Here is a 26,979-nt window from a genome sequence, read left to right as displayed (position 1 = left end):
TCGTAAATATTATTCTTCATCTTCTAATTGTTGTTCTGTTACAAAATCTTCAACGTTCATCATATTTTTTGCATCATTTTCTGATTCAAAATTATCGTTTTTTGATTGTGAAAAATTATCATAGTCAAAAGTTTCTTCGTCATACGCATTAATTTGAACTTTTTCACCTTGTTCATTAATCATATACATATCAAATCCTAAGCCCATAATTTCTTTTGTAAGCACATTAAATGATTCTGGAATACCTGGTTGTGGTAATTGTTTATTTCTGACAATTGCCTCATATGTTTTGATACGCCCTTTAATATCATCTGATTTAATAGTTAAAATTTCTCTTAATGTATGTGCTGCACCATAAGCTTCTAAAGCTCAAACTTCCATTTCACCAAATCTTTGACCACCATTTTGAGCTTTACCACCCAATGGTTGTTGTGTAATTAATGAGTAAGGTCCAACGTTACGTGCATGTAATTTATCATCAACCATATGTGATAATTTCAACATATACATAACACCAACAGCAATCGGTTTATCAAATTTTTCACCAGTTCGACCATCGATCAAGGTAACTTTACCAAAATCTGTCATTCCAGCTTCAGTCATTATTTCATTTAATTCTTCTTCGCTTAATCCTTCAAAAACTGGTGTTGAAACTTTTATACCCAATCTTTTAGCAGCCATTCCTAAATGTATTTCTAAAACCTGACCAATATTCATACGTGAAGGCACACCTTGTGGATTTAATAAAATATCTACTGGAGTTCCATCTTCTAAATGTGGCATATCTGCAACCGGTAAAATTTTTGAAATAACACCTTTATTACCATGGCGACCAGACATTTTGTCACCTTCTTGAATTTTACGTTTTTGAACAATGCAAATTTTAATAATTTCTTTAATATCTGCTGGTAATTCAAAATCATTTGTTGTAAAACGTTTGATTGATTGAACTATTCCATCACCACCATTTGGGACACGTAATGAATTATCTTTAACATTTCTTGATTTTTCACCAAAAATAGCATGTAATAATCTATCTTCTGGCGATAATTGAGTTTGTCCTTTTGGTGTAATTTTACCTACAAGAATATCTCCAACTTTAACTTCTGCACCAATGCGAACAATTCCATCCATATCTAGATTTTTTTTGGCAGCTTCAGCCACATTTGGAATTTCACGAGTAATTTCTTCTTGTCCTTGTTTTGTTTGTCTACGTTCAATAGTATATTCATCAATGTGTATTGATGTAAATCTATCTTCCATAACAACTCTTTCTGAAACAATAACAGCATCTTCATAGTTATATCCATTGTATGTTGTAAATGCAACAACAATATTTTGCCCTAAAGCCAATTCTCCTTGTTCCATAGAAGGACCATCTGCAATAATTTGCCCTTTATCAACTTGATCTCCCAATTTTACACAAGGAGAATGAGTAATTGATGTTCCTGAATTTGAACGTTTAAAATCAGCTAAAAAATATGAACGTGTTCCGTCTGATCCTTCAACTTTAATTTGTTTTGAGTCAACATATTTAACAATTCCAGATTGTAATGCAACAACTGCTGCACCTGAATCTCTAGCTGCTTCAAATTCAACACCAGTTCCAACCAATGGTGATTCTGGATTAATTAATGGCACAGCTTGACGTTGCATGTTTGCACCCATTAACGCACGGTTAGCATCATCATTTTCTAAAAATGGAATACATGATGCAGCTATTGAAACAATTTGTTTTGGCGAAACGTCTATATAGTCAACATCTAGTGGAGATGTCATTAAGTCGTCACCTCTATAACGAGCAATCACCATGTCGTCTTTTATTTTACCTTTAGCATCTAAACTTACAGATGCTTGCGCAATAGTATAATCTCTTTCTTGATCTGCTGTTAAATAATCAATAACATTATCTTTAACAACACCATCAATAACTTTTCTATAAGGTGATTCAATAAATCCAAATTCGTTTATTCTTGCGAATGTTGATAAATTTGAAATCAAACCAATATTTGGTCCTTCTGGTGTTTCAATTGGACAAATTCTTCCATAGTGAGATGGATGGACGTCACGAACTTCTAAGCCAGCGCGTTCACGTGATAACCCACCAGGTCCTAAAGCTGTCAATCTACGTTTATTGGTTAATTCCGCCAATGGATTTGTTTGGTCCATAAATTGTGATAATTGTGAAAGATTAAAAAATTCTCCAATAATAGCTGTAAGTGGTTTATTATTAACAATCGATCATGGTTTTATTTTGTATGGATTAGATGAAGAAATTTTTTCTTTAACATTTTTTTCAATACGCATCATACCAATTCTAAATTGATTTTGCAATAATTCTCCAACTGTTCTTACACGACGATTTCCTAAGTGATCAATGTCATCTTCTTCACCTATTCCGTCCATATAATTTAGACAGTATGAGATAGTTGCGATAATATCTGGAACATTCAAAAACTCATCTTTTGACTCACCATAAACACCAATAATTGGAATGCTTTCTTCTTTTGAATCATTATTTTTATATACTCGAACTTTTTGAATTTTATTACCTGATTTTATGTATTGAGAGAAAGTAATTTCTTCAACCATTGCGCCTTCTTCTAGTGCTCTACCTATTTCATGTAGGTTTTTCTTTGTAATTTCTGTTCCTTTAGTAAATAAAATTTTACCAGATACAGATTTTAAATCTTCAGCTAATACTGTATCTAATAATCTATTTTTTACTGCTAATTTTTGTTGTAATTTAAATCTACCAGCTTTAGTTAGATCATATTTACGTTGATCAAATAGTAATCCATAAATATATTTTGATGCACCATCTGTTGTAGCTGTTTCACCTTGTCTAATTTTTTTATAAATTTCTTGAACTTGATTTTCAAAATTAATGTGGTCATTATCTGTCAAAACATCATGATCATAAGTTGTTTTAATAACTGGTGTACTATCAAAAATATTTAAAACATTTTCTTTTGTCATACCAAATGATTGCAACAATGAAGTAGCTGTTGCTTTTCTTGATTTGTCAATTTTTACATATAACGCACTAGATGTTTTACTATCCAACTGTCTTTTGATGTCTGTTTCAAATTCTAGTCATGTCCCGCGTGATGGAATAATATCTGCAAAATAGTTCATTTCACCATTTTTACGATTTAATTCACGTTTAAAATAAGATCCTGGAGATCTAACTAATTGAGAAACAACAACTTTTTCAGAACCATTAATGATAAAAGTTCCTCTATCTGTCATCAATGGGAATTCACCAAAAAATACTTCTCCCACTTTGAAGATATCTATATTGACTTTAATTAAACTTGCTTTTTCTTCAACAACTTCAATTTGAATTTTGTCTATTTCATTATTTGAATTTTTAGTTTTTACATCATAAAAATACAAATTGCCTTTAGCAGCATTTAAAGTTACTGAAGCATTCTCAACTTTTGATAACAAAAAATCTTTCAAAAATACAGTCATTTCGATTTTTGATTCTTCTAATAATGGTATGTCATAATTTTGAATTTTAATTGTTAAATTTAAATCCGCATAAATAGGTGCATCATAAATTTTTGATTCTGATTTTGCACGCTCTGGTTTCATTCTAGATTCTTTAAATTGTCAATTTGATAAATTTAAAGCAATATCACCATCCGCCGATAAAATTGGAAATACTTCATTAAATACTTCATTAATTCCATCTTTAATAAATCAATTAAAAGTATCTATTTGCAATTCTATTAAATTTGGTAATTGCAAATTACCAGACACTTTTGCATAATCGCGCCTTTCCACTTGTTTATTAATTTTTTTAACTTTATAACTCATATTTAGCAATTTTCCCCCATATTGTTTAAAAACACGCAACAATATTCTACATTTCCATATATGGAAAGTCAAGAATAAATACCATAAATATTAATTTTAGTAGATTAATATAATTCAAAACAAGAAAGTAAATTATTTTAATTGCTCAATTTTATATTTGATTAAAGAGTCATCATTTATTATTCTATAAAGTTTATTAATAAATAAAGCTGCATTAATTAATTCTTCTTTATTATAGGCAATTATTTCTTCTAAATATTTATTTTCCTTATTTATTACTATATCTTCTGTTGCATATTTTCTAACATTTTCGCCATTTAAACTGGAATTCTTTTTAGCTGAAATAATATCTCTATTTCTAATAACTGATGGATTTAAAAATTTGGCTTCATCTAATTCTTTATATAAATCAAAATATTTGAATTTTACATCCTTTGGGAAAAAATTATTAACAAAGTTTAATTCAAGTGAATCTCCCAAAAAAAAGTAATGCATTCGTTCCCATATTGTTGACATATTTAATAAATATATTGGCTGTATCTGTTTGTTTTGATAACAGATTATCTTGATTGATATCGTTATAAAAATAAAACTTTCGATAATTATTAATTTTAAAATTATTACCTTCTCAAATTAATGTTATTGCGCCAATATAAAAAGGTAAGCGCATTTTGAAATTTTTCTGAACAATTGTATTGTCTTCTCAGTAAAACGCTTCTAGATCCATTATAGTTATTGTTTTGACATCTATTAACGAATTATAAAATTTTCTGATTCTTTCTAAATTGAATAGTAAATTTGAATGTGCAAAGTATGTTCCATCTATTTTCATTTAAATACCTTCTTTATAAAATAATTACCACAATCAATAATTAACTTTATATTAACAAAAAATGTCTAACATAATTGTTAGACATTTTATTATTTTAAATCTATTGATGCTCCAGCTTCAATTAATTGAGTTTTCATTTTTTCAGCTTCTTCAACTTTTACGTTTTCTTTTAAAGTAACTGGTAATGTTCCATCTACTAATTTTTTAGCTTCCATTAACCCTAAACCTGTTAAATCTTTAACAACTTTGATAACTTGAACTTTGTTTCCACCAATACTTGTTAATAAAACATTAACTTCTGTTGGCGCAGCATCTGCTGCAGTTCCTGCTGCTGGTGCCGCTACTGGTGCAGCTGCAATAACACCAAAGTGATCTTCTATTGATTTAACTAAATCATTTAATTCTACCAATTTCATTTCTTCTAATGCTTTGATAATATCGTCTTTTGTAATAGCCATTGTGGTTTCTCCTTTTAATTAATTAATTTTGCGCTAAGCGTACATTTCTAATTATAAAAATACAATTTAATTCAATTATTCTGATTTGGTTTTTGCTATTTCTTTAGTTAACAACATAAATTGACGTAATGGGTAAATCAAAGAAGAAGCAAACATACTGTATAAATCTTCTTTTGATGGAAGAGAGGCAATTTCATTAATTGCTGCTGTATCCATGAAATTACCTTCGTAAATTCCAGCTTTTAAAACTAAATTTTTATTTTTCTTTGCAAAATTAAATACTAATTTTGCAGGTTTCATTGAGTCATCATCTGAAAAAATATAAATATTTTGTTGTGTTAAGTAAGCATCTGTATTTTTGATGTTTGCCTGTTCCATTGCACGAAGCATTAATGTATCTTTATAAACTTTTATAAAAATATTTTGTTTCAATGCTTCTTGTCTTAATTCAGTAATATTTGCAACTGTCAAATTTTTATATTCTGCAATTACCATTGCTTTTGAATTTTTAATGCGCTCTGCAATGTTATTCACTATTTCAGCTTTTTTAATATGAGCTTGACGAACTATTTTTTCCACAAATTATCGATTCCTTTCTAAAATATCTATTAATAAACCAAAGAAAATGCCTTGACAAAACTGAAATCTTATCAAGGCAAAACAATTAATTCATAGATTCTTGTAACAAATAATCTTTTATAAATAGAAATAAAAATTGTTTTCATCCTCGGTAACAAATTAAGCATATAATATGCGGTTACTGTCTTTGGTACGAATAGCATTTTTATTTTATACTAAAAAATAATAATTTCAATTAAAAAAATACAATTTTTGGTGAAAAAGCGATATAATATTAATGCGGAAATGCTAAAAGTATTTCCGTATAGTCTTTTCAATAGATCATCTAGAGATCTGAACGCCCTTTGGGGCGTTTTTTTTATGAAAAAACAGTACTCAAAAATAAGGACTGTAAATTAAATATCAAAAAATATTTTATTTTGCTATTTATTATTATATTAATATTCACCTGTTTTTAGTACAACATAATTTGCATGCTTAATATCTTCTAATTTTTTGCCACCCGAATAAGAAATTGCAGACTGTAAATCTTCATGCATTTCGTTATATGTATCAAAAATAGATCCTCTTACTTTGATTAAATCTTTTTTACCTTCAACAAAACGCTTTTCACCTTTATTATATTCTGAGGCAGAACCGAAATATTCTTTAAAAATTTCATTATTGATTTCTAATATTTTTCCTGGTGATTCAACGTGAGCTGCAAACAATGACCCAATCATACACATTGTCGCCCCCATCCTGATTGATTTTGGAATGTCACCATTAACTCTTAATCCGCCATCTGCTATAATTGGTTTTTTAGCAGTTTTAGAACATCATTTAACAGCAGATAACTGTCATCCGCCCGTACCAAAACCAGTTTTTATTTTTGTGATACATACTTTTCCGGGTCCTATGCCAACTTTGGTAGCATCTGCACCTCAATATTCTAAATCTCTGACCGCTTCTGGTGTTCCAACATTACCAGCAATTATAAATGTCTTATCTTGCATTTTTTCTCTAATATAGGTAATCATTTTTTTGACAGAAATTGCATGTCCATGCGCAATATCTATAGTTATATAATCCGGAATTAAATTTCGCTCTGTTAACTTATCTATTAATTCATAATCTGCGTTTTTAACTCCAACAGAAATGGAACTAATTAATTTTTTTTCTTTCATTTTTTTAACAAAATTTACAATATCAACATTAAATCTGTGCATTATATAAAAATAATTTTGCTCAGCTAATGCTTCACATAATTCTTCATTTATAATTGAAGCCATATTAGCTGGCACTACTGGCATTTTAAATTCATATTTACCTAAAATTACTCTAGTGTCACATTCTGTTCTTGAATTAACACTACACATATTTGGAATTAACTGAACATCATCATAATCAAAAACTCTCATTTTATCTTCCAATCTAAAATTAACAACGCTTATATTGTATAATAAAAGTTAAATTTATACTTATTATATTTTGAAAAATATGAGTTTGATTGGTTGAATTACGTATTTTTATGTTTTTTTAATTTAAAGAAACAAAAAAATATTGTTTTTTCATAAATAAGTATTATAATAATTTCCGTAGGGATAGCAAGAGAACTTTGTCCCTAAGCTTGAACTACACATTTGTTATCAAATCGTTATGTCACTGTCTTGAAATAGACAATAAATATTTCAATTTAATTTTTCAATCCGTTCATAGAAATTAATTATTATTTCATGTTAATTTCCTTATTCGTATGCAGGTATTTGTCCCCCAATTAACTTTGTGTTAAATGTTATACTTGTATAAATTTAGAAGATGTATTAATTCGTTATGAATTAACCTGAAACCTTCTAAATTAGTATTTTAATACAATTAAATATAATAATTGTATTTCTTTTAATTTTGACCCTTCATTTGATATGAAGGGTTTTAATTTATAATTTAAAATATTGCAATATTTTTTAATGATATAATATTCACGTGCGCCAATTGAAATGTAACTGTTATTAATAAAAAATATAACACGTCATTTTAACTAATAATCATTAAAATTAATTATGCGTATAGCTTGTACAAACAAGTATAAATAATAATAAACATATTTTATATTTAATAATAGGGGGGGTTGTCTAATGTCAAATCTTGCGCCTTATAAAAAAATTTTAATTCATGCATACAAACATAATGGCCAATTATATAGAATTTGAAATTCTGCTATTGTTTTTAAAGAAACAGATGATTATTTAGTCGTAATCAATGACAACGTAACTGTAACTGAAGTTAATGGTAGAAAATGAAAAGCAAACGAACCAGCTGTTTGAATTTTTTACAAAAAAAATTGATTTAATGTTATATGTATGTTTAAGGACTACGGAATCAACTATTATTGTAATATTGCTTCACCATATATTATTGAAGATGAAACATTAAAATATATAGATTATGATTTGGATGTAAAAGTTTTTAATGACGGGTCATATAAAATTTTAGATTTGAAAGATTTTAACAGAAACAGAATTGAATGAAGTTATCCACATACAATGATAGACATTATATGAAATGAAGTTGACACATTGAAAAAATTAATTAAAAAGAGAAAAGATTTTTTTGATCATATCAATCTCGAAAATATATGATTTGAATTTAACAACAAAAAACATATCTATTCCTAGATATGTTTTTTGACTTTTTTATGTGTCCCACTTATGGGGTTCACACTATTTAATTACGTTTTTTATTTTTTAAATGAAATTAACTATAATAGATATTTTTAAATTATATAATGGTGCTGAAGAGCAGATTTGAACTGCCGACCTGATCATTACGAGTGAACTGCTCTACCAACTGAGCTACATCAGCATACAAACTAATTCTAGTTCATAATATGTTGTTTATAAAGATAAATTATATTTTCTATTAAAGCTGAAATTGTCATCGGTCCAACACCACCCGGAACCGGAGTTATGTATTTTACTTTATTTTTTACATTATCAAAATCAACATCACCAACAAGTTTTCCATTTTTTGAATCTCTAGTTATGCCTATATCTACAACAGTTGAATCTTTTTTTACCATATCTTCTGTTATTAGCATTTCTCTTCCGGTTGCTGTAAATAAAATATCCGCTTGTAATGTATATTTTTTCAAATCTGTTGTTGTTTTTTGACAAACAGTTACTGTGGCACCTTTATTTATTAATAAATTGGCGAGTGGTTTTCCGACTATATTTGAAATTCCAATAACAACACAATGTTTTGACAAAACATCTATTTTATAATGTTCCAATAATTGTAAAACACCCAATGGTGTAGCTGGAATCAACGTTCCATAATTTTGTAGTAATTTGCCTTGATTTTGATAATGAAAACCATCAACATCTTTTGATGGCAAAATTGACTGCAAATATTTTTCTTCATCAAAACTATTAGGTAAAGGCAGCTGTAAAATTATTCCATCAACAGTTGAATCATTATTTAAAATATCAATTTGTTTTAATAGTTCTTCTTGAGATATAGTTGCTTCAAAGTGTTTTAGTTCAAATAATATTCCAACTGTTTCACAAACTCTTTGTTTATGTTTTATATATATTTCTGAAGCAAAATTATCGCCAATCAAAATAACAATTAATTTTGGCTTTCTAAAATTAGCAAAATTATTAATAATTATTTTAAATTGCTGTTCTTTTTCTTGAGCTAATTTTTTGCCATCTAAAATAATCATTCTAAAACCCCTTTACTATCCTATCATTACATCTTCATCTAAATATGCAATTTGTTTTTTTACACCAGGTTTAACAAAAACAAGTAAAGTATTTGAAATACCAAGTTGTCCAATAAACATTAATAAAATTAGCATTATTTTCGATAATACACCTAAATGTCACATTTGTGAATTAACACCAGATGTAAATGGATTCAAACCAACAGTACCAAAAGCTGAAGTTATAATCGTAATTAAAGACGGAATGGATTTATCTCCTCCATCAATTGCTGCTCCATTATTTTGTATTTCATCACTAATAGGAACATTAATAACATCATATGAATCTGTATAAACTACAAAAACAGTTATAAAAACTAATATAAAAGAAATAAAAAATACAGCTAGTGAACGTTTAACGGTTTCCTGCGGAATACGTTTTTTAAAAACGTAAATTTCTTTTTGAGAACGCATGATTGCTCATATTTCTAAAATTAATATTGCAAACGTTGTTGTTCTAATCCCCCCAGCAGTTGATGATGGTGCAGATCCTATAAACATTAACACAGATAAAATTATTTTTGATCCTCCATTGAAATTATTTATATCAACTGTAGAAAAACCAGCATTTCTACACGATGTTGTATTAAATAATATATTCATGAATGCACTTATAGAATCTCTAGAACCCAAGAGTTCTGAATATAATGGTGGTCTTGTCATATTATTTTCTAAATAACCTTTAGTATATCTTCATACATATAATATCTGAGAATCAATACCAGAAGACAATTCTGATAAATAAACTAATAATGGTCCAATTACAAATAGAACCAAATAAACCACAAAATTTAATTTTGTAAATAAAGAAAATCTAACTCTTTGCCCTGCTTTTCTTGCAGCTATTTTTCTTTTTATATCATAAAAAGTCGGAAACCCCAATCCACCAACTATTCATTGAAACATAAAAATTATTTGAATAAAATACGCTCAATGATTTTGGTTATACGGAAGTAATGATGAATTGGATATAATATCGAATCCAGCATTATTTGTAGCAGAAATTGAATGAAAAAGAGCAGCTCAAATTGCTAATGGCTTTTTATAAAAATCTGTAAATTCTATTCCGGTAATTCCATCTGTATTTGGATCTTGAGCATGAATGAAAAAGAAAGCAAAAAATAAGAGAAAAGCACCTATAAATTCTGTTACAAACAGAAATATAATACCAAAAAAAATCATGTCTTTTGAGCGATTTAAAGAGCCATTTCCTCTTTCTGTATAAGCCGAAGAAGATGTTTCATATGTTACTCTTGCTCTAAATAGCATTAACAATAAAACTTTAAGTGTCAATATCCCAACTCCACCAATTTGAATTAGAATTAAAATTATAATTTGACCTCAAATACTATAATCCGATCTAATTATTAAAATAGAAATACCGGTATCTGAAAATGCCGATGAAGCTGTAAAAATTCCTGTAATTAAATTTCAATTTGAATTTGCAGATGAATTTACAACCCCGGGGATTGATAATAAAGAACCACCAATTAAAACAATTGCAACATAAATTAAAAAAATTTTACCAGCAGTTTTAGAAAGAGGCCACCAATTTTTTAGTTTGGTGAAAAAACTAACACGGTTATTTTCAACTCTCATTTTTTCGTGAGCATCTTGTTTTTTTTGAAGTCTTAAACGTTTTCTCTCAACAAATTTTTCTTTATTTTCTTTAACAATTTTTTTAATTTTTTTTCTATGCTCTTCAGTATCTGTTAAATCTTCAGTAAATTTAGTGTAGGTATCTGTTATATTTATTGTTTGAGTTTTCGACGAATCTATGGAATTACCTTTAGTATCATCTTTACTAGAACTAACATTTTCCTTATTTGTATCAGACATAAATATTAAGTCCCCTTTAAATTATTCCACTTATAATTTTATCATTCTCAAGGTTATAAGGCAACAAATATTATACTAAGTGCATAGAGATAAAATGATATTTTTAATAATGTTTTAATATTTAAATAAAAAAAGTAAACATAATAAGAATGTTTACTTTAATGTTATTTTTTAATCAAAATATCTAGTTTTTCGTTAATTGATTTTAGTAAATCCATTAATGGTTTTTCAAAATTTTCAATTCTTCCTGAATTTCCAGCTCCAGATCCTCCACCAGATCTACTTCCCCTAAAGTTAGGTCTTCCGCTGCTATTACCTCTTCTATCACGGTCTCCACGATCACGATTTTCGCCGCGATTTTCGTTTCTTTCTTTATCAAATGCCATGCAATTACCTCCTTCCCTTTGCTTCTTGAAGGTATACACACAATTTGTAGTTCTACACATCTAAAATACTAAATAAGTATACAACATTGCATGTGAAAAATGTAATATATTGGATACATAATTTAAAAAATATAAAACAATTACATTTCAATTGCTTGTTTGCAAAAACATCTTCATTGCATTTATATTGTTATTGAAAAATAAAAAATATATAATAATATGCGGCAATATTAAAACCACAAAAGGAGGATTTAATTTATGGCACGAAAAAAATCATTTGCTGTTATTGGAGCAAATAATTTTGGAATGGCAGTAGTTCGCTCATTAATTGAAAAAAAACAGAATGTTGTTTTATTTGATCAATCAGAAGTTAAACTAAATACGCAGCTTGGAGAATTTGAAGAAGTAGATGGAATTGTCTTGGATTCAACTAGTAAGGGAGCCCTTGAAAAAGCAGGAATCACTCAATTTGATGGAATTGTAGTTTCTTTTGGTACTTCACTTGAAGTTTCGATAACCACAGTTTTAAATTTAATAGATTTAGACCCAAATTTAAACATCATTGCAAAAGCAAGAGATGTAAGACATAAAAGAATTTTAAAAGCAGTAGGTCTAGATGATGGCCAAGTAATTATTCCAGATACTATTTCTGGAAAAATAATTTCAACTAGAGTTTTATATGATATTGATGTTGATATTCAATCAGCAGGTGAAGATTTTGTTTCAACAAAACTTGTTGTAAGAGAACCTGAATTATTTGGTAAAACTATTAACGAGGCAGATTTAACTGCAAATAAAGATTGAAGTATTATTTCTATTGTCAGAAAACATAAAGTCATTTTGGCTGAAAATGATTCTATATTGCAAGAAGGAGATAAATTGTTTTTATTTGTAAGAACATCCCTTGTTAATGAATTAATTTTAAAAATTCAAGGAAATACAGAAATTGAAGAAATAAAAAAATAAAACTCTTTAAACAAGGGGTTTTATTTTTTATTTGATTCATCTTCAAAAAATAAGTACATAGCTTCTGGCAAACCTTCTGGATAGTGAGAATTTTTTAAAGATTCTCTAAATTTTGTAACTTTGTCACAACAAGAAGTACATCAAATTAATTTTTTTTCTGAATGTTCATGCTCTTTTATATGACATAAATCAGCTTCGTTAAATTCTAAATTACAAACTTTGCACAAAAACATTTTCTCATACCTATTCAACTTCATTATAATTATGCCATAAATCAGTTAAATTCTCAATACTCAAAGTGCAAGGCTATAAAAACATTAAATAAATGATTTTATATAAAGTGGTTTTAATTCATCTATATTATTTACATAAATAAATTGGGATTTCAATTTTAGAAATACTTCTGGATAATCTAAATCAATATTATCTTTTAAAATATGATAATCTTTAAATTTATCAAAAAAATCGTTTAATAAATCGTTTGGAATTACTTGTTTTGGTATTATTTCAGTTCCATCATTATAAATTGCAAGATAAGTTTTGTTTCCTCTTGCATCCAATAAGGAAATTGTTTTGTCTTGACTATTTCCCTGAAAAGCAAGTGAATCAATCGCAAAAACTTTCAGATTTTCATTTAAAAGTAAAAGAGTTTTTGCAAAAGTAATACCCACTCTGATCCCCATATAACTGCCTGGTCCTATCAATGTATAAATGACATTTATATCTTTTAAACTTAAATTATTATTCACCAAAATTTTATCTATGACAGGTAAAAATTCATCTGCAATTTTTAATTGTTTATCTTCATTTATAAAATCAGTTATTAAATCATCCTTCATTAACAAAACAGCTAAACGATAATTTGTGGTATCAAAAAATAATTCATACATACTAATATTAATTCCCCTCTTAAAATATTTCGAAATCTGTTGATTCAATATTTACAATTCTTATTTCATTATCTTCTGATAAAGTTATTTTCATTTTAATGGTATTTTTTGGATTTGCATTATTAATTACTACATTATCTGGTCACTCTATAATATTAAAACTACTATCAAATAATTCATCATATAATGCCATGTCCTCATTAAAATTCAAGCGATACGCATCCATGTGATTAATTGTCAAACCATTTGCAAAATAAGTGTTTAAGATCACAAATGATGGTGATGTAACATTATTTTCTACTCCAAATGATTTTAACAATAATTTTGTAAAAGCCGTTTTACCTGTACCTAATTCTCCAGATAGAAATAGAAAATTATTAGGTTTAATGAATTTTTTTATTTTTTTTATAATTTCATTTCAATCCTGAATATTTTTAATGATATATTGCATAGAATCTCCTCATGGGTTATTATAGCATTATGAGTATTTATAATAAAAAAATGATAAATATTTATAGAAAGCAGTTGATAAATAAAATGTCATATGATTTATTAATTATCGGAGCTGGAGTATCTGGTTTGTATACATGAAAAATTGCAGAAACTTATAATTTAAATGGTTTCATTATTGAAAGTAGCGAAAATTATGGTGGCCAATTAACAAATACATACCCAGAAAAAAAAATAAGAAATATGCCTGGATTTGATTCTATTAGTGCAAAAGAATTTGCAAAAATATTATTTGATTCAATAAACAAAGAAAATTCATTAATTAAATTATTATTAAATACAAAAATAATTAATATAAAAGAAAATAAAGATAACAACAGTAAAACATTTAAAGTCACTTTTTCAAATAACACAGAAGAGGAATTTAAATTTATTGTTATAGCTGATGGTTATGGGCAATTTGAACCAAAAACTATCACAACAAAATCATATGATAATTTACTTTATGCTATAAATAAAACAGATTTATTTGAAAATAAAAAAATTGCGATATTTGGTGGTGGTGATTCTGCGATTGATTGAGCAAATAATTTAGTTAAAAAAAGTGATAAAACATATTTAATTCATCGAAGAAATGAATTCAGAGGTACAACAAAAAATACAATTGATTTTGAAGAAAACGGTGGTTTAGTTAAAATACCATTTGTTTTGAATTCATTTATTGAAGAAAATGATTTGATTTCTAAAATAATTATTAAGAATTCAGAAAATGATGATATCAAAGAAATTATAGATATTGATTATGTTATTGTTCAATTTGGTAATCAAATCAAAAAAAGCGAATATCCAAATTTGGATATTAAAAGAGATCTTTTAAAAAAAATTATCGTAGATAATAATATGGAAACAACAATAAAACAAGTATACGCAATTGGTGACAGTTGCAGCTATGATCGTAAAATGCGGAATATAATTTTTAGTTTTGCAGAATCATTGAAAGCAATAACTACAATTGAAAGTATTATCTCTGGCAAGAATATTCATAGGAATTGATAACTAATGTTATTTGCAACAGTTGATTTTAAAAACAGTTGATTTTAAATCAATTTATTTGTTTTTATGCACATAATCAATTGCACAAAAAATATGATAAATTATAATTATCTTCAAGGTACTATTTTAACTGTTCATTTAAAGTAATGAATAGAAATATAATAAAAGGTCATTTTTTGAAGAAATCAAGTTATATTAGTAACCAATAAAAATTATAGATATAAAGAAGAAAGAAAAGGAAGAAAAAATATGTTGTCTAATTTAAATAATAAAACTAAAAAAATTATTTTAGGTTCTAGTATTGGGTTATGATCATTAATTTTGATTTTAGGAGTAGGAATTTCAATACCGGGTATGGGACTTGATTCACAGAAATTTATTAATTCTGTATCGGACATTGCAGTTGAAAAAATTCCAGAAGGAAGATATACACTAAACAAAGATTTTGTTACAAGATCTACTGCAGCAATTGAAAGCACATATGAATTGGATGCAATTTCAGCATTATCGGATGAAGACTTTAATGATGCAAATCAATATGCAATGTATGGAAATAAAACTAAACTAGAAGCAATTACATTTGCAGCAGATGAATGATTTACAAGTAAATGAGATAAATGATTTAATGCAGAAAATCCAGAACACGAAAGTGTTAAAGGAATGGATTTTGACATAAACTGAGTAACAACAGATATGGTGGATTTTGATATTTACGTATCAGGGGTATTGTACCCACAACGTTTTGGTTTCACACACGCTGGAATTCAATGAATTTCACAAAATAAAGAAAAAGGAATTGTAAAAGATATTTTATCACCATCTTATAAAAAATCATTTATTTACAATGATGCAAAAATACAATCACAATTGTTTCCAGAAACAGATGGTAAAAATTCAAGAGAATCATATGCAGATACAATTTCAGCAGAATTTAAAGCTGGTGGATTTTTAGAACCTGACACTTATGTAATAACAAGTGATAAAGGTCCAGGTGGTACTTATATCGCAAATAATAAAGCTTGATTTATTAATGCTCAAAAAGAAGTATTCAAACATACAATAACAAGTGTTGCCAAATTAGCTTTCCAAGTTTGAGATGGAGTTTCATACAATGATGATGAAAGCAAAAAATATCTAGATAATAATGATGCAAATACATTAACATGAATAGATGATAATTACACTACTGTCGAGCCAGCAGATTTTAAAATTCCAAATTATACAAAAGATTTAGAAACATTTAGAGCTGGTGTAGTATTTTTAGTAGTACTAATGCCAATTATGTTAATACCAACAGTAACAATTTGTACTTTATTATTTGTTCCAAAAAAATAACGAACAAAAAACAAGCCCTATAATTAGGGCTTGTTTTTATAATTGCTGAAAACTAATTCATATTTTTGAATTTGCATTAATTCCACATTTAATTGAGTTGCTTTAAAATCGCTTACATGACCGCCATATTTATTTTCTGTTGAAATGAAATGTGTATGAAAACCTTCTGGTTGAAGAGCTGATAAATATTTCGGACACCAAAATCCAAGTATAATTCCATCTATTTCGGTTAATTCTATTTTTAGCGCTTGTTCTGACAATGTAGAAAAATTTTCATAAGGTTCTTTAACTTCTTCTATTGTCATTAAATCTATTTTATTAAATGCGCCTACAATTTTGAATGCATAAAAATATTGATCGCCCTTTTCTTTTATTTTTTCAAGAATTTTTTGTTTTAATTCTTCATAGGTTCCGCCTTCTAAAAGATCAAATTCAAAATCAACATTAAAATCTGTTACGCAAGCAAATGGTGTTGTTTGCGTTGGCAACACTTGATGCACTGTGGCATCACTCCCTATTTGAAATCACTTGTTATTGTAACCTATCATTTCACCATCTAATCCATCAAACGTTCCAATTCCAAAATTTCCACGATCAAATAATTTTTGATATTCTAAATTACCTTCATAATTTCCATTAATCAATGAGGTTATTGTATTAAATTGAATTAATTTATTCATTTTATTTGTCCTTTCTTAATAAGACTTTGCAAAATAGTATTTTGTAGATGTTTCTTGCTGACAGTTAAAGCATTTATATATTTTTTTTAAATCATTCGATTGCATGCATCTTGATGTTGTAGCTGTTTTTTGTTTAATTTCTTGTTCACATTCTATTCTCCCACAAAATGGGGCAATAACAAATCCTGGATTTTTATTTATAATTTCTATATATTCTTCTAAAAAATTAACTTCACAAATTTTTTCATCTCTTCTTTTTAAAGCATCTTCATATAAAGATTGGTCATATTCTACTAACATTTTTTTTGCCTCTTCAACAATATTTTCCAATGAAATTTGAATTTTAATAGAATTATTACGCTTTGAAATAGTAACAACACCATTTTCTAAATCGCGAGGTCCTATTTCCATTCTTAACGGAATTCCTTTTATTTCTACTTCTGCCATTTTAAAACCTAATGATTTATCTGAATCTTCTATATTAACTCTAAAATTATTAATTTGTAATCGATTCAACAAATTATTTGCCACACTTATAATTTCATCTGTATTCTTAACTATGACAATAGCAATTTGAATTGGTGCTATATCAGATGGCAAAACTAATCCAGAATCATCTGAATGAGTCATAATAATTCCACCTATTAATCTAGTTGACACACCCCAACTAGTTCCATATGGGTTTTCTAATTTATTTTCTTTATTTTGAAATTGAATATTATACACACTTGAAAAATTATTGCCCAAATAATGAGATGTTCCAGCTTGTAAAGCTTGACCATCATACATCATGGCTTCAATAGTGTATGTATCTTTTGCGCCAGAAAACTTTTCCATTTCACTTTTTTTGCCAGTTATTACAGGGATGGCTAAATTTTCCTTTGCAAATTTTTCATAGATTCGCAAAATAGTCAGTGTAAATTGCCTGGCTTCATCTGCTGTTGCATGTAGGGTATGACCTTCTTGCCACAGAAATTCTGATGTTCTTAAAAATGGGCGGGTTGTTTTTTCTCAACGGATAACATTAACTCATTGGTTATATAATTTTGGCAAATCTCTATACGATTTAACATCTTTCATGAAATAATTTGCAAACAAAACTTCTGATGTTGGTCGAATAAAAAAGGGTTCTTCTAATTCTTTATCACCAACTTTAGTTACTGTTGCAAGTTCTGGAGCAAATCCCTCTATATGTTCTTGTTCTTTTAAAAACAATGATTTAGGAATTAATAAAGGAAAATATACATTTGAAATACCTATTTTTTTGAATTCTTTATCCAGTTTTTGTTGAATTAACTCTCAAATTGCAAATCCATATGGTTTGAAAATTACTGTACCTTTTACTGGACCATAATCAATTAAATCTGCATTTTTAACAATATCTGTGTATCATTTGGAAAAATCTTCAGATCTTGGTGTTATTTTTTCTAATTGTTTTGCCATAAAACTTATTTGTTATCTCCTTTTAGTAAATTACCTTCTGAACCAAAGTATACATCAACATTTATATTATTTGAGTCTATTAAAGTTCTAATTTGCTTTAAATGGTGTTTGTCTTTAATCATTATTCAATCTATTGCATTAATCGGTATATTGTCATAGATATAAATAATATTGGTTGTTTCATCTTTTGCTCAATCTTTGGTTGAATCATCAACTAATTTATATGGATTAATACCTATTACAGCTATTTGATTTACATCAACATCATTATCTGATGCTCATTTTCAAAAATGTGCTCTTGTTGAAGTATCTAATTCAACTCCAATAGAATTATCATGTTCTAAATAAGTTCAAACTGTATAAATTTCATCTTTTTGTAATTTTTGTGAATTTATATTTTTAATTCCATATTCTAAAATATGAATAATGTTATTAACATCGGTATAAAACAAGAAGTTTTTAATATTTTTTTGTTTTACATTCAGCATGATCTTTTTTTGATTTGCGAATTTATTAAATAATTTATTAAAGAAATTTTTTTTAGGTTCACCGTATTTTAATTCTTCATCTGAATTAATATTTTTAGCCATTATAAATATCTCCCAACTTCTTTATTATACATTAATTAAAAATTGTCATACAAAAAAATACTTTGCATGACAATTTAGTGTTTAAAAATGGCGGGTGAGAAGAGACTCGAACTCTTGCATCGCGAACGATCTAACACCTTAGCAGGGTGCCCTCTTCACCAACTTGAGTACTCACCCATTTATTAACCATTTATAATTATAAATTAATTTTTTAAACTTTAACTATATTTTATTAAATAAAATCGCCATTATTGATAATTTAAAATGTATGAAATGAAAAATTAATATCATTTATTTATTTTTTTTAAATTAGTTTCCAAAATAAATATATATTTATATAATCTTAATAATGGAGGATATATGAAAGCATCATTAAAATTAGAACTAAAAAAAGCACAAAATGGAGGCTACGCTATTCCAGCGTTCAATTTTGATAATTTAGAAATGGCCAAAGGAATAATTTTAGCAGCGGAGGAAAAAAATGCGCCAGTAATTCTCATGGTTACAGAATCAGCTGCAAAATATATAGGACTGGAAATAGTTTATGATTTTGCTCCAAAAATAGCTCAAAGAGCAAAAGTACCAGTAATATTGCATTGAGATCATGGATTTGATATTGAACTAGTTAAAAGGGCTTGTGATAACAACTTTTCATCTGTGATGCTAGATGCATCAAAAGAATCATATGAAAATAACGTTAAATTCACAAAAGAAATTGTGGCTTACGCTCATGCTAGAGGAATTGATGTCGAATCAGAAATTGGTCATGTTGGTGGAAAAGAAGATGACAATTCATCTAGAGGTAGTGATTATACAAGTGTCAGTGAAGCAGTTAGTTTCGTAAAAGATACCAATATAGATGCATTGGCAATAGCTGTTGGAACAGCACATGGTATCTATACAAAAAAAATTGACTTACAATTTGATTTAATAACAAAAATAAATCAAGAAGTAAATACTCCACTTGTTTTGCACGGATCATCTGGAGTTTCATTAAGTGATTTACAAAAAGCAATAAAATGTGGAATTGCAAAAATTAATATTGGAACTGACTTAAAACAGGCCAATGCAAATGCCTTAAAACAATGATTTGAGGAAAATCCAAATGGTTTCGATGCTAGAAAATTTGGCGAAAAAGCTATTCAAAGTGTAAAAACTATTGCTATGCAAAAAATTGATGCATTTTATGCTGCAAATAAAGCTTAAATAAATAAAAAAGCATAAAATATAAGGCGAACCCCAAAAGTGGGGTTCGCCTTATATTTTATGCTTTTTTATTTATAACATATATATTCATTACGATAAAGTAAAGTAAAACTGTACTTTAAAACGATAATCATAATTACCTGTAGTTCAATTACCATTATCATCTTTTTTTAGAATTGAATTTGCAAGATCTTCATCATTGACATCTTTATAATAATTATCTTTTAAAGAATTTTGAATATCATTGGTGACGTTTATTCTAGCGCCTCTAACTAATGCATTGCCATCAATCGGTTCTAAAGAAACACTAAAATTAATTACATAAACATTTGTTTCAGAATTTTTTAGAACAGATAACTCTCCAGTAGAATCTCATGCACTACCATTTCAATTAGAAACAGCTAAATTTGTATCTATATTATTGTCAAAAATACTTATAGAAATGGATTTAGATAGTAGATCTAAATCTGTAAATTGAGATTGTTGAACATTTTCAACTGTATTAGTTGTTTTTTGATAATTTGCAATGATTTGGTCAACCAATGGATATTGGGTGTATTGCCCCTTATCGTCAACACCTTGAACCAATTTTAAATATGAAACTCCACCACCACTTCCTTCAATATTATTTTTTTCAAAAGAATCAATGAAATTTTGTTTGTATATATCAGAGGAAATAACAGATGTTGATCATTTAAACATATCGTAATAATTAGAATTACCTAATTTATTATTTAAATCATCTAGCGATGCAACTGGACGTTGTGCACAAGCCACAGTTGATACAGCCATACTAGATGCAATACTAATTGTTGCTAAAGCAGATAATATTTTTTTCATATTTGCTCCTTTCTACTAAAATCTAAAAAAATTAATCGTGATAATAACCTTCGTCTCATCTTTGACATTCTAAATCAAACATATCATCTTGATAGTTATCTTTCTTAATCAATGAATCAATTTTTTTAATAATAGCTAATTTTTCAGGGGTTGGTTGGAATTTTGTTTCAATAAAAGTTTTGTAAATTTCTTCTATTAAACCAAGACCTGTAATTCTACCACCAACAGCGATTACGTTTGCATTAAATTCTTCTCTAGCTTGAACCGCCGATGAAACATCTCTAACTAATGCACATCTTGCACCTTTTGTTTTATTTGCTGCATTTGCAATACCGACTCCAGTGCCACACATTATACATGCAAAATCAGCTTTACCTTGAGCCACCAAGCTAGCTGCTTTATGTCCAAAAATTGGGTAATGAGTACGAACATTATCAAATGTTCCAACGTCAATAATTTCATGTCCAAGTGATTGTAAATATTCTTTTGCTTTATTTTTAATATCAGTTACGATATGATCACAACCTACAACAATTTTCATTTACTCATCCCTCAACATTTCATCTAACATATCTATTCTCACCATATGGCGTCCACCTTCAAAATCAGCTGTTAAATATTTAATTATAATTTTTTTAAGTTGTTCAAAAGCTGTTAAATTGGCCCCTACTGTAATAATATTTGTGTTGTTGTGCCCTCTAGTCATATGTGCCGAATGTTCATCAGCAAGTTGGGCAACAATTGTACCTTTTACTTTAGAAGCTACCATAAATCCGCCAGAACCATATTCATCAATGATTATTCCACGATCTGCTTTTTTTGAAATTATATAATTTGCAGCTTCAACTCCGGCTTCAAAAATATCTACATCTTTATTTTCCAAAGGTAAAATAACTTCAAAATTTAATTTAATTAACTCTTTTGAGAGTTTACTAACTAAACTATGAAATTTATTTGTTGTAATAATTACTTTCATTACTTTTTCCCTATTCTTTCATACAAATCAATTATGGTATTTACTAAATCTCTCAATAAAACAGTGGTCATTAAATGATCTTGTCCATGTACCATCAATAAAGTTACATCAGAATAATTTTCTTTAGCCTCTTCTTGGAGCATTTCTGTTTGTGCAATATGTGCTTGTGTTAAAGTATCTGATGCTGTTGCAACTAATTTTCTTGCTTCATCAAATTTGCCTTCGCTAGCTTTTTTTATTGCTATTAAATAATCAGCTCTTGCGTCTCCCGCAATACCTACTAGTTCAATTCCCTTATAGGTTACATCTTGTTTTGTCATAAATATCTACTTTCCATAATTAATTTTGTGGTCTAACATCAAAATTGTTTGTAATTTCTTGTCCTTTATTTCGAACAACAATTAAATAAGAAATATTATTTGTAATTAATATCAGAGAAATAATTATAAAAATAACGATTCTTCAAATTTTATTTTTATCAAGTTGAAATTGAAATGACATTGCAACTGATAAAAAATATATAACAGGAATAATTATAGCTAGCAAAATAGGCAAAAATCATAATCAAAATCACATTTGTTCTGATATTAATTTTCCAAATTTACTTTCAAAATCATTTCTATCTGCAGTTACAAAAGGATATCTAGTTTTTGAAAAACAAAATCTAATTAGATAATATGTTCAAAATATCCCAATTCCTCCTCCAGCTTCTATAATAAAATCTACTCAAATCATTTTATTGTAATTTGAATTAATAGTAAAAAGAATAATTAAAAAAACAGACATGACAATTAACAGTGAAATTAAAGCTCATCAAAAATTTAATCTTCTTCTAAATCTAATATTCATTATTACACCTCTTACAATTATTTATTTTTAATCACTACCATATTTAATAGAATTTTCCGGTAAATTTTCAATTACTAAATCTATTGCTAAATCTTTATTTTTTGTAGCATCAACATATTGTTTTCCACTAGTTTGCACTATAAATTGATTTGGTTTTAAAGCTAATTTAAAGTCATCGTAATACATTTTTACTTGTGGAGACAATATAATTAAGTCCGCATGATTAAATTTATCTGCGTGTGCACCATACGCTGCTGAATCAAATTTCAAATTTTGTATTCCACGAGCTACTGCACCTTTTGTTGCTGATTGAGCCATCATTGCAGATGACCCAGCACCATAACAAATTACTAAAACGTTTATTTCTTTTTTTGTATCTAATATTTGTGTTTGATTTGATTTATTTTCATTTTCTATTTTTGCTTTTAAAGCAGGATTTTTTCTAGCTGCTCTAGCTAAAGATTTTTCTTCTTTAATTCTTAAAGCTTCCGCAGCCATAGCTGCTTTATTTTCAATTCTCTCTTGTTTTACAGCTAAGCGAACATCTTTTCTTTCAACATTAATTTGTTTCAATAAATTGGCAGCTAACGCACGTTTTTCAGAATTTGCATTCATTTTAGATTTTAAGCCGAGATAGATTAAAGTGAAATAAGAAAAATGAAGTGGTTTAACAATGTGTTTTTCTTCTGCAGTTTTTAATTCATCACTGCAAACCATTTTATCATGAATTAATACGAACGGTATATAAAAGAAGAAATCAATAGTTACCATTACTATTCATAATAAAGCCGTTAGAGGATCAAATGCAGAACCAATCAGTAAACCAGCAACGGCCGGCATCGATCACGGTACATCAGCTATTGCCCCATTCATACCTAAAACATCAATAAAGAATTTATAAATTACAATATTAATAATAGGTAAGATAAAGAATGGCAACATGTAAATTGGATTCAATATCATAGGTGCACCAAATAAAGCTGGTTCATTTACTTGAAATCAAATCGGAATATATGATGCAAAACCTACGGCTTTTAATTGTTTAGATTTTGCAAATAATATAAAGAGAATTGGTATTACAAACGTACACCCAGTTCCTCCTAAAGTTGATGTAAAGTCATATGAAAATTCATATGTTAAAGCTCAGTGGGGATGTTGTCCTTGAGCTAATAATGCTTGATTATCTGAAAGATTTGAATACATGAATGGAGTCAAAAACGGACGAGTAACCGATGGACCATGAACACCTATAAATCATATAAAAGCTGTTAAAAATGCCACAGCTGCTAAGAAACCATATGAATCCAAGCCATTAAATATAGGTTTAATTGCCCTAAACAACGCATCCGTAAACGATTCATCTAATATACCAATGAAAATATAGCCAAATCCTCAATATACAAGTACAGATAATCCATAGGGAATCACATCTGCAAATGATTGTGATACACCTTGCGGAACGGCTTTCGGTAATTTTATTGTTCAACCAAAACGAACGGGTAGATAAAAAACTCAAGGTAATGTTAAACCAACAATAATACCAGTTAGCATTCCTTGGGCCCCTAAATTACTAATTAATAAACTAGCAAAATTTTCAGTACCGGTGCCGTCTGAATTAATTGCAAATGTTCCAGATACTGACATCATGAATATTGCAGATCCGGCTGCAAAAGCTACCATCATAATATTCATTTTTCTTCCAACAGGTAATTGAGCATTTAATTTTTCTGCCAAAGCGACCGAAATACCCATAGTAAATCAAAGTGACACTAAGCCCATTGTCAATGAATAAATTCTCATCAAACAACGTCGTGCTACAAGTGGATATCATGCCATATCACCATGAATTGCTGGTGGAACTCACATAATTATTCCAATAATTGATGAAAAGACAATTATTGGTAACGTTACATAAAAACCTTCCATTAAAGCGCGCAAATATTTATTCGCTGCTACCACTTTTAATACGGGTACTAAATTTTTGTTCATTCAGTTTTCCATACGTTTGCTGACAGGAATTTTTTGCTTTGCAATTGCTTTTTCTTTTTGCATTATATTTCCTTTCTACGAAGTATGTTTACTTCCTAAGCATATTTTTATGCATCACCCATTTCTTTGCAACAAAAAAACTTTACAAAAACAAAAAAAATGATAATAAAATATCATTTTTATCAAAACATTAAACTAGATAATATTGGTGAATTTACTTAGTCTATCAATTTGATCTTTACTTTCATTTTTGTTTGTAATGAAATGTGTTACCTCAGATAAATAACAAACTTTTGATGTTCCTAAACTGCCAATTTTAGAATCATCCAACAATAAATATGAATAATTAGATTTTTTTATAATTTCATTTAAAACTATGGCTTCTTCTATATGATTATTTCATAATGTACCATTAGAATCTAAATTAGTTACTGAAAAAAAAGCTTTAAAAAATCGCATTTGTTCAATTTCTCTTAAAGCAAATGTGCCAACAACTGAACTTGATTTAGAACGAAATCTACCTCCAAATAAAATTATTTTTTTAATATATGGATTTTTTGAAGCTTCCCTAACGATTTCAAGTCCGTTTGTATATAAAGTATCTATAATAACATGAATTTTTGAAATAAATTTTTCCATAGTTGTTCCAGCAGATACAAAAATAACATCATCATTTGACAAAAATTTAACAGCTTTTTTGGCTATTTCAAGTTTAGAATCATTATTTAAAGTTTGCTTTTTAATCCTGGGAATTTCTCCGGTTTTGGATGTTAAAAGTTGAATTAGCCCCAATTCCATTGAAATTAAACCATGGTTTTTTAAATTAATTAAATCTCTTCTGGCTGTTATTTCTTTTATATCTTCATTTTTTGCAAATTGTAAAAATGCTTTTGTTGAAACAAATTTATGTTTGTTTAAATATCCAAAATATATTAATATGCGTTCTTCTCTATACATAATTTAAAAGCCTCATCCATCCCAACTTATATAAAAGCCAATTGACATAGATAAAAAATCATCTGCATTATTAAAATAATAGCCATCCTTACTTATTTGGGTTAGAGAACCATTAATTTCAGCTTGATGATCCTTTTTTATTGTTAATTTAAATCAAAAATCTGCTTCATAACTTTCATAACCTTGACCACTATTTCATTTATAAGTGGACACCGCACCATCATATGCAAAACCACTATCTCTTAATTTTTTTTCTTCATCTAATGGATAATTTTCATCTGTCTCATTATAAACTTTTGACACTGTCGGTTCAGATTTATTAGTCAACAAATATGGATTTTTTTGTTCATAAGTAACTTCAAAATTACTTGCAAATTTTTCATACGACATAATTTCTGAATCACTAGTTAGTTTTTCATAAAAATACACAAGTGAAGGAATTAAATATTTTAATTGTATATATTGTCACATTCCTATTTTTTCAGTTTCATTTTCTCAAGAATCTTCCAATTCTTCAAATGAAGATGGAGCTTCTATATATTTCCCATTTTCATCTAGTCTAACAATTAAACCATTGCTACCAGGAATGATTACACCTGCTTTATTTAATCATAAAGCCTTATAAACTTTCTCTGCATTAGAGGGGGTGAAAATGCCTTCTTTATCTCAATCGTTTATACATTTAGGTAATATTTCATATTTGGTACCACACGAAACAACATTTGTTGCTAGTGTGAGTGTGAGTGTTGGTAGTATTGCTAAAAAACTAAGTAGTAGCCTTTTCATTTACTCACCTCTGAATTATTATAAACTACAATATGTGTTATAGAGATTAATGATAGTATAAATTAATAATTTTTAATATAAAAAAGCTGCCTAAATTGGCAGCTGAGAATTAAATCGATTGAAAGAGACACTTTATTAAATAATCACAGAATTTATTTAATAAAGCAGGAATCGAAAAAAATATTAACACATCCATATAAGGACAGATTAAGCAATAAAGTTACGACAATTATTATTGCTAAGAAAATGTATTAATAATAACAATTATAAATATGAGTATCTTGCCATTTGGTAAAACACTCATATTA

Annotated in this window: 28 protein-coding genes, 2 tRNA genes and 1 other annotated feature; of the genes, 5 read left to right on the top strand and 25 right to left on the bottom strand. The window is 27.8% G+C overall.

Annotated elements, in window-relative coordinates; genetic code table 4:
* Positions 1–9: 9 nt before the first annotated feature.
* The 6 genes from AACK85_RS00400 to AACK85_RS00375 form a co-directional block, all read right to left on the bottom strand.
* A complete protein-coding gene (locus tag AACK85_RS00400) occupies positions 10–3,825 on the bottom strand; it encodes a DNA-directed RNA polymerase subunit beta (protein ID WP_338969958.1) in 3,816 nt (1,271 codons plus the stop codon).
* A gap of 132 nt (positions 3,826–3,957) precedes the next feature.
* Positions 3,958–4,320 (bottom strand): hypothetical protein, encoded by a 363-nt coding sequence (locus AACK85_RS00395; protein ID WP_338969956.1) that lies wholly within the window; start codon positions 4,318–4,320, stop codon positions 3,958–3,960.
* A complete protein-coding gene (locus tag AACK85_RS00390; RefSeq protein WP_338969954.1) occupies positions 4,274–4,657 on the bottom strand; it encodes a hypothetical protein in 384 nt (127 codons plus the stop codon). The genes AACK85_RS00395 and AACK85_RS00390 overlap by 47 nt, the downstream gene beginning before the upstream one ends.
* 89 nt (positions 4,658–4,746) lie before the next feature.
* Positions 4,747–5,115 carry a 50S ribosomal protein L7/L12 gene (gene rplL / locus AACK85_RS00385; RefSeq protein ID WP_338969952.1) on the bottom strand — a complete coding sequence of 123 codons (369 nt, stop codon included), beginning with the start codon at positions 5,113–5,115 and terminating at the stop codon, positions 4,747–4,749.
* 75 nt (positions 5,116–5,190) lie between these two features.
* Complete coding sequence (rplJ, locus tag AACK85_RS00380; protein ID WP_338969950.1) at positions 5,191–5,694, bottom strand: 50S ribosomal protein L10; 504 nt, start codon at positions 5,692–5,694, stop codon at positions 5,191–5,193.
* A gap of 121 nt (positions 5,695–5,815) precedes the next feature.
* Positions 5,816–5,903 (bottom strand) — a sequence feature (ribosomal protein L10 leader region).
* Positions 5,904–6,131: 228 nt separating this feature from the next.
* Complete coding sequence (locus tag AACK85_RS00375) at positions 6,132–7,094, bottom strand: GMP reductase (protein ID WP_338969948.1); 963 nt, start codon at positions 7,092–7,094, stop codon at positions 6,132–6,134.
* Positions 7,095–7,808: 714 nt separating this feature from the next.
* Here AACK85_RS00375 and AACK85_RS00370 point away from each other — a divergent pair.
* Positions 7,809–8,348: a DUF402 domain-containing protein gene (locus tag AACK85_RS00370; RefSeq protein WP_338969946.1), complete on the top strand. Its 540-nt coding sequence runs from the start codon at positions 7,809–7,811 to the stop codon at positions 8,346–8,348.
* Positions 8,349–8,459: 111 nt separating this feature from the next.
* Here AACK85_RS00370 and AACK85_RS00365 read toward each other — a convergent pair.
* The 4 genes from AACK85_RS00365 to AACK85_RS00350 all read right to left on the bottom strand — a co-directional run bounded on the left by AACK85_RS00365 (position 8,460) and on the right by AACK85_RS00350 (position 11,661).
* A tRNA-Thr gene (locus tag AACK85_RS00365) sits at positions 8,460–8,535 on the bottom strand.
* 13 nt (positions 8,536–8,548) lie between these two features.
* Positions 8,549–9,397 (bottom strand): bifunctional 5,10-methylenetetrahydrofolate dehydrogenase/5,10-methenyltetrahydrofolate cyclohydrolase, encoded by an 849-nt coding sequence (locus AACK85_RS00360; RefSeq protein WP_338969944.1) that lies wholly within the window; start codon positions 9,395–9,397, stop codon positions 8,549–8,551.
* 15 nt (positions 9,398–9,412) lie between these two features.
* Positions 9,413–11,275, bottom strand: coding sequence for a potassium transporter TrkG (locus tag AACK85_RS00355; protein WP_338969942.1), 1,863 nt, complete (start codon positions 11,273–11,275; stop codon positions 9,413–9,415).
* A 164-nt stretch (positions 11,276–11,439) separates the two neighbouring features.
* Entirely contained in the window at positions 11,440–11,661 is a 222-nt protein-coding gene (locus tag AACK85_RS00350) for a hypothetical protein (RefSeq protein WP_338969940.1), read from the bottom strand.
* A gap of 258 nt (positions 11,662–11,919) precedes the next feature.
* Here AACK85_RS00350 and AACK85_RS00345 point away from each other — a divergent pair, with 258 nt between their 5' ends.
* Positions 11,920–12,627, top strand: coding sequence for a TrkA family potassium uptake protein (locus AACK85_RS00345; RefSeq protein WP_338969938.1), 708 nt, complete (start codon positions 11,920–11,922; stop codon positions 12,625–12,627).
* Positions 12,628–12,647: 20 nt separating this feature from the next.
* Here the strand turns inward: AACK85_RS00345 and AACK85_RS00340 are convergent, their stop codons facing one another.
* The 3 genes from AACK85_RS00340 to tsaE all read right to left on the bottom strand — a co-directional run bounded on the left by AACK85_RS00340 (position 12,648) and on the right by tsaE (position 13,968).
* Complete coding sequence (locus AACK85_RS00340) at positions 12,648–12,860, bottom strand: hypothetical protein (protein ID WP_338969936.1); 213 nt, start codon at positions 12,858–12,860, stop codon at positions 12,648–12,650.
* A gap of 84 nt (positions 12,861–12,944) precedes the next feature.
* The gene (tsaB, locus tag AACK85_RS00335; protein ID WP_338969935.1) at positions 12,945–13,517 is read right to left on the bottom strand and encodes a tRNA (adenosine(37)-N6)-threonylcarbamoyltransferase complex dimerization subunit type 1 TsaB; all 573 of its coding nucleotides are present in this window, start codon (positions 13,515–13,517) and stop codon (positions 12,945–12,947) included.
* Between the two features lie 19 nt (positions 13,518–13,536).
* Entirely contained in the window at positions 13,537–13,968 is a 432-nt protein-coding gene (gene tsaE, locus AACK85_RS00330) for a tRNA (adenosine(37)-N6)-threonylcarbamoyltransferase complex ATPase subunit type 1 TsaE (RefSeq protein ID WP_338969933.1), read from the bottom strand.
* A gap of 29 nt (positions 13,969–13,997) precedes the next feature.
* Here tsaE and AACK85_RS00325 point away from each other — a divergent pair, with 29 nt between their 5' ends.
* Positions 13,998–15,023, top strand: coding sequence for an NAD(P)/FAD-dependent oxidoreductase (locus AACK85_RS00325; protein ID WP_338969931.1), 1,026 nt, complete (start codon positions 13,998–14,000; stop codon positions 15,021–15,023).
* Between the two features lie 246 nt (positions 15,024–15,269).
* Entirely contained in the window at positions 15,270–16,355 is a 1,086-nt protein-coding gene (locus AACK85_RS00320) for a hypothetical protein (RefSeq protein WP_338969928.1), read from the top strand.
* 23 nt (positions 16,356–16,378) lie between these two features.
* Here AACK85_RS00320 and AACK85_RS00315 read toward each other — a convergent pair whose 3' ends face one another.
* The 4 genes from AACK85_RS00315 to AACK85_RS00300 all read right to left on the bottom strand — a co-directional run bounded on the left by AACK85_RS00315 (position 16,379) and on the right by AACK85_RS00300 (position 19,245).
* A complete protein-coding gene (locus AACK85_RS00315) occupies positions 16,379–17,035 on the bottom strand; it encodes an acetolactate decarboxylase (protein ID WP_338969926.1) in 657 nt (218 codons plus the stop codon).
* 15 nt (positions 17,036–17,050) lie between these two features.
* Complete coding sequence (gene proS, locus AACK85_RS00310; RefSeq protein ID WP_338969924.1) at positions 17,051–18,478, bottom strand: proline--tRNA ligase; 1,428 nt, start codon at positions 18,476–18,478, stop codon at positions 17,051–17,053.
* Between the two features lie 5 nt (positions 18,479–18,483).
* Positions 18,484–19,068, bottom strand: a complete 585-nt coding sequence (locus AACK85_RS00305; protein ID WP_338969922.1) for a hypothetical protein — start codon at positions 19,066–19,068, stop codon at positions 18,484–18,486.
* A gap of 88 nt (positions 19,069–19,156) precedes the next feature.
* Positions 19,157–19,245 (bottom strand) — tRNA-Ser (locus AACK85_RS00300).
* A gap of 183 nt (positions 19,246–19,428) precedes the next feature.
* Between AACK85_RS00300 and AACK85_RS00295 the strand changes: the two genes are divergently transcribed.
* On the top strand, positions 19,429–20,274 hold the full coding sequence (locus AACK85_RS00295; RefSeq protein WP_338969920.1) for a class II fructose-bisphosphate aldolase: 846 nt from the start codon (positions 19,429–19,431) through the stop codon (positions 20,272–20,274).
* Between the two features lie 90 nt (positions 20,275–20,364).
* On the opposite strand, the gene AACK85_RS00290 is transcribed toward AACK85_RS00295, so the two are convergent.
* From AACK85_RS00290 to AACK85_RS00255, 8 genes are all read right to left on the bottom strand, one after another.
* The gene (locus tag AACK85_RS00290; RefSeq protein ID WP_338969918.1) at positions 20,365–21,114 is read right to left on the bottom strand and encodes a hypothetical protein; all 750 of its coding nucleotides are present in this window, start codon (positions 21,112–21,114) and stop codon (positions 20,365–20,367) included.
* Between the two features lie 31 nt (positions 21,115–21,145).
* Positions 21,146–21,655, bottom strand: a complete 510-nt coding sequence (locus AACK85_RS00285) for an RpiB/LacA/LacB family sugar-phosphate isomerase (RefSeq protein WP_338969916.1) — start codon at positions 21,653–21,655, stop codon at positions 21,146–21,148.
* Positions 21,656–22,090, bottom strand: coding sequence for an RpiB/LacA/LacB family sugar-phosphate isomerase (locus AACK85_RS00280; RefSeq protein WP_338969914.1), 435 nt, complete (start codon positions 22,088–22,090; stop codon positions 21,656–21,658).
* Positions 22,090–22,410: a PTS lactose/cellobiose transporter subunit IIA gene (locus AACK85_RS00275; RefSeq protein ID WP_338969912.1), complete on the bottom strand. Its 321-nt coding sequence runs from the start codon at positions 22,408–22,410 to the stop codon at positions 22,090–22,092. Before AACK85_RS00275 ends, AACK85_RS00280 begins: the two co-directional genes overlap by 1 nt.
* A gap of 19 nt (positions 22,411–22,429) precedes the next feature.
* A complete protein-coding gene (locus AACK85_RS00270; RefSeq protein WP_338969910.1) occupies positions 22,430–22,939 on the bottom strand; it encodes a hypothetical protein in 510 nt (169 codons plus the stop codon).
* Between the two features lie 27 nt (positions 22,940–22,966).
* On the bottom strand, positions 22,967–24,991 hold the full coding sequence (locus AACK85_RS00265; protein ID WP_338969908.1) for a PTS transporter subunit EIIC: 2,025 nt from the start codon (positions 24,989–24,991) through the stop codon (positions 22,967–22,969).
* A gap of 132 nt (positions 24,992–25,123) precedes the next feature.
* Positions 25,124–25,885, bottom strand: coding sequence for a DeoR/GlpR family DNA-binding transcription regulator (locus AACK85_RS00260; protein ID WP_338969906.1), 762 nt, complete (start codon positions 25,883–25,885; stop codon positions 25,124–25,126).
* Positions 25,886–25,888: 3 nt separating this feature from the next.
* Positions 25,889–26,671 (bottom strand): hypothetical protein, encoded by a 783-nt coding sequence (locus tag AACK85_RS00255; RefSeq protein ID WP_338969905.1) that lies wholly within the window; start codon positions 26,669–26,671, stop codon positions 25,889–25,891.
* Between the last annotated feature and the right edge of the window lie 308 nt (positions 26,672–26,979).

Origin of the sequence: Spiroplasma endosymbiont of Labia minor (assembly GCF_964019845.1) — a bacterium.
In the GTDB taxonomy this organism is placed as follows: Bacteria; Bacillota_I; Bacilli_A; order Mycoplasmatales; family Mycoplasmataceae.
This window is presented reverse-complemented; position numbering and strand designations above follow the sequence as displayed.